Annotated in this window: 4 protein-coding genes; 1 reads left to right on the top strand and 3 read right to left on the bottom strand. The window is 39.6% G+C overall.

Going from position 1 to position 3,373, the window contains the following annotated elements:
• Positions 1-427: 427 nt before the first annotated feature.
• From CW749_RS22920 to CW749_RS22910, 3 genes are all read right to left on the bottom strand, one after another.
• On the bottom strand, positions 428-1,636 hold the full coding sequence (locus CW749_RS22920; RefSeq protein ID WP_101114722.1) for a hypothetical protein: 1,209 nt from the start codon (positions 1,634-1,636) through the stop codon (positions 428-430).
• Between the two features lie 454 nt (positions 1,637-2,090).
• Positions 2,091-2,402, bottom strand: a complete 312-nt coding sequence (locus CW749_RS22915; RefSeq protein WP_101114721.1) for a hypothetical protein — start codon at positions 2,400-2,402, stop codon at positions 2,091-2,093.
• A 43-nt stretch (positions 2,403-2,445) separates the two neighbouring features.
• Positions 2,446-2,706 carry a hypothetical protein gene (locus CW749_RS22910; protein WP_101114720.1) on the bottom strand — a complete coding sequence of 87 codons (261 nt, stop codon included), beginning with the start codon at positions 2,704-2,706 and terminating at the stop codon, positions 2,446-2,448.
• Between the two features lie 20 nt (positions 2,707-2,726).
• Here CW749_RS22910 and CW749_RS22905 point away from each other — a divergent pair, with 20 nt between their 5' ends.
• Entirely contained in the window at positions 2,727-2,969 is a 243-nt protein-coding gene (locus CW749_RS22905) for a hypothetical protein (RefSeq protein ID WP_101114719.1), read from the top strand.
• Positions 2,970-3,373: the final 404 nt, after the last annotated feature.

Here is a 3,373-nt window from a genome sequence, read left to right as displayed (position 1 = left end):
GATAATTCAAGGGTTGTAAGGCTCTAGAAAATTGCTGGCTTCAGTGTTTTGGAGTTTGATTCCTCTACTAGCATCAAGGTGGTAAATCCTCGCAATCCAAGTTGCTTTAAGCTTTCAAAATCAATTCGGTTCGTTGAATTTTGAAGCTTTGCTCTCGGCTCGTTTCCCTAAATTCTCGACTGAATCGGTGTTTTGGGTTTTGTGGGCTGGTTGCAGAGGATTTTGTTGGTTAACATAGCGTCCATTGAATGCAAGTTAAATGCATCATTGCCAAGTAAGTTTGTTATTCGTTGCGCTACAACAAACAGTTCAAGCAGACCAAAAACGCGTGGCATTTTTAGTTTGCGGTGGGTTTGGTGTTTAGGGTAGTTTGCAGAAGCAGCATTTGTGCGTTTTTGGCTACTTAACTGGGCGTTAGCCGTACATATCAGTGTCGTGGAAAATGTTTAGATAAGAAACTCAATATTTCGTTCATAGTCTGATTTGCTGACTGCGCATCTTTGTGAATTCTTAACTTTGTGTCTTCCTTGAATATCGGCATAAATACGATTTCAGAATCTTTCTCTAGCCTTAACTCTCCGAAGTATTCTTCCTCTTCAGTTTCCATAAAACTCATAGTGACAGCGTTCTCTGGTGTATGGGTAAATAGCTTAAAACCTAGATAAGTATCGTCAAAGGGGAGTGATTTCATAGACTCGTAGTTATCTGAAAAGTTTTCCGACCAGTCCTGTATAAGCTTGTTGATTGTCTGTACGTGTGGCTCTGAAACAGCAAACTTAACCATTCTTTTAATTTCTAGACTTTCACGAAATGCACTAAGGTTGGTGTCTTCCTGTCCATTCCCAAATCGTTCAGCAATTAAGTTAGCAACGGCGTTGAATGTTTCATAGTCTTCAGAAAGTATTTCATCAGTTGTACCATTGACCGGAAGGTTTAGATCGATACATAGGTAGTAGATTTCAAAGTAGGCAGTAATATACATTCCTAGCTTTGTTTCGTTTACGTCGATATTTCTAGTGCCAAATGTTCCTGAAAATACTGCAAGTCGTCGGTGTAGAAATTCAAATAACTGTATAGTCAACGATTCTAAAAGGTACTCATTATTTGCATCTCGTTTTTCTTCCATAAAGTACTCGTAGAACTCCCAAAAGCACTTTCTTGTCCCATCGAAATACTGTTGTATATCTTCGCTCAGGCTTTCTTTTGGTGTAATTTGACCTTTCTCGTGTAGTCTTTGAAATTCGTAAAGTTCCGCATGGATAACAGGTAGATCATCCTTTGTGATGAATTTCCAATTTGCAGTAGTTATTTTTCGCCCATATACCCGTTCAAAAAAGCTCTCTTGCTCGAGGTAAGTTTCAACTAAGCGCTTAGATTCTTGTAACTTGTTGGCTTTAGTTATTTGAGCTGAACGGTGGTTTGCTATAACCCATGTTGCAAGTGGTAGTGACAAAGAAGCAATAGCTAATGGTAGCTTCATTGTCGCCCAAATGTTGCTTAGAAATGAAGAAAATTCAAGGCTGTAGTGTATTCCTAAACCGATACCGATCGCTGTTAGAAATGGGATAGTAATTGACGCAATAAATAATGGGGTCGCAAATACATCTTTGTCTTTTGCTACGAACTTTTCGTACATTGTAGTCACCTTACACCTTGATATAATTAAGTTTATACACAAGTTGGCTAGCGTAATAAAGTACTAAGAGTGTGATGCACGGCTAACAAAGCATTTAAGACGGATTCCCAACGCTCGGCATTTTTGGTTTACTTTGAATTTAGTGTTTACGGTACAATACTTTAAGTTCAGTGGTCTGCGTTGCTCACCACTTAATGCGGCGTTATAGCGCTTTGATAATTTAAGGGTTGTCAGGTTCTCGAAAGTTGCTGGCTTCAGTGTTTTTGAGTTTGACCCCTTAACCAGAATCAAGGTGGAAAATTCTCGCAAGCCAAGTCGTTGTAGGTTTCAAAATTATTCAGCTTCATCAGATTTTGAAGTTTGGTTTCCGGCTAGCTTTCCTAAATTCTCGACTGAATCTGCGTTTTAGGTTTTGTGGTCTGGTTGCAGAGGGTTTTGTTGGCTAAGATGCTGTTCATTGAATGCAAGCTAAGTGCTTCATTGCCAAGTTAAGTCTGTTTGCTTGTATCGCTACAACAAACAGTTCAAGCAGACCAAAAACGCGTGGCATTTTTAGTTTGCGTTGAGTTTTGTGTTTAGGGTAGTTTGCAGAAACAGCATTTGTGCGTTTTTGGCTACTTAACTGGGCGTTATAGCGCTTTGATAATTCAAGGGTTGTCGGGTTCTCGAAAATTGCCGGCTTCCGGGTTTTTGAGTTTGATTCTTCAAGCAGCATCAAGGTGGAAAAGTCGTCGCAATCCAAGTTGCTGTAAGCTTTCAAAATCAATTCGGTTCGCTGAATTTCGAAGCTTTTTTCTCGGCTCGTTTCCCTAAATTCTCGACTGAATCGGTGTTTTGGGTTTTGTGGTCTGGTTACAGAAGGTTTTGTTGGTTAAGATGCTGTTCACTGAATGCAAGCTAAGTGCTTCATTGCCAAGCGAGTTTTTTGTTTGTATCGCTCTAACAAACAGTTCAAGCAGACCAAAAACGCGTGGCATTTTTAGTTTGCGGTGAGTTTTGTGTTTAGGGTAGCTTGCAGAAACCGCATTTGTACGTTTTTGGCTACTTAACTGGGCGTTAGTTGCTATCAATACAAATTCAAGGTAAGCATATGGGAAATGAGACCCTTAAGAAGATTGAATTTTCAGAGAAAATAGGAAACTTAGAGCTTTCGAATGAACTCTATGATGTTTTAGAGAAATGCTATCTTGAGCATAATGACATTGATGTATGTAGAAAGGCTGCATTTCGTTGTAACTTGGCACTGCACGTCGAAGTGGATAAAATTGAGAAAGTTGTAGAGTCAGTTTTGAGTAATAAGTACAACCGAGAATCACAGGTTCAAGTTCAATAGAGCTCGCATATACTATCAACTTCGCAACTAACAAACAGTTCAAGCAGACCAAAAACGCGTGGCATTTTTTGCTTGCGGTGAGTTTTGTGTTTAAGGTAGTTTGCAGAAGCAGTATTTGTGCGTTTTTGGCTACTTAACTGGGCGTTATAGCGCTTTGATAATTCAAGGTTTGTAAGGAATTCGAAAGTTGCTGGCTTCAGTGTTTTTGAGTTTGACCCCTTAACCTGAATCAAGGTGGAAAATCCTCACAAGCCAAGCCGTTGTAGGTTTCAAAACCATTCATCTTCATCAGATTTTGAAGTTTGGCTTCCGGCTAGTTTTCCTAAATTCTCGACTGAATCGGTGTTTTGGGCTCTGTGGTCTGGTTGCAGAAGGTTTTGTTGGCTAAGATGCAGTTCATTGAA

The organism is Vibrio sp. vnigr-6D03 (assembly GCF_002835515.1).
Taxonomy (GTDB): Bacteria; Pseudomonadota; Gammaproteobacteria; order Enterobacterales; family Vibrionaceae; genus Vibrio; species Vibrio penaeicida.
The sequence above is the reverse complement of the archived record's forward strand: the minus strand, read 5'-3'. Positions and strand labels throughout refer to the sequence as shown.

Bases quoted from the DNA above. Each gene is read 5' to 3' on its own strand.
- CW749_RS22920 (WP_101114722.1), bottom strand. From the start codon at position 1,636: ATGTACGAAAAGTTCGTAGCAAAAGACAAAGATGTATTTGCGACCCCA.
- CW749_RS22905 (WP_101114719.1), top strand. From the start codon at position 2,727: ATGGGAAATGAGACCCTTAAGAAGATTGAATTTTCAGAGAAAATAGGA.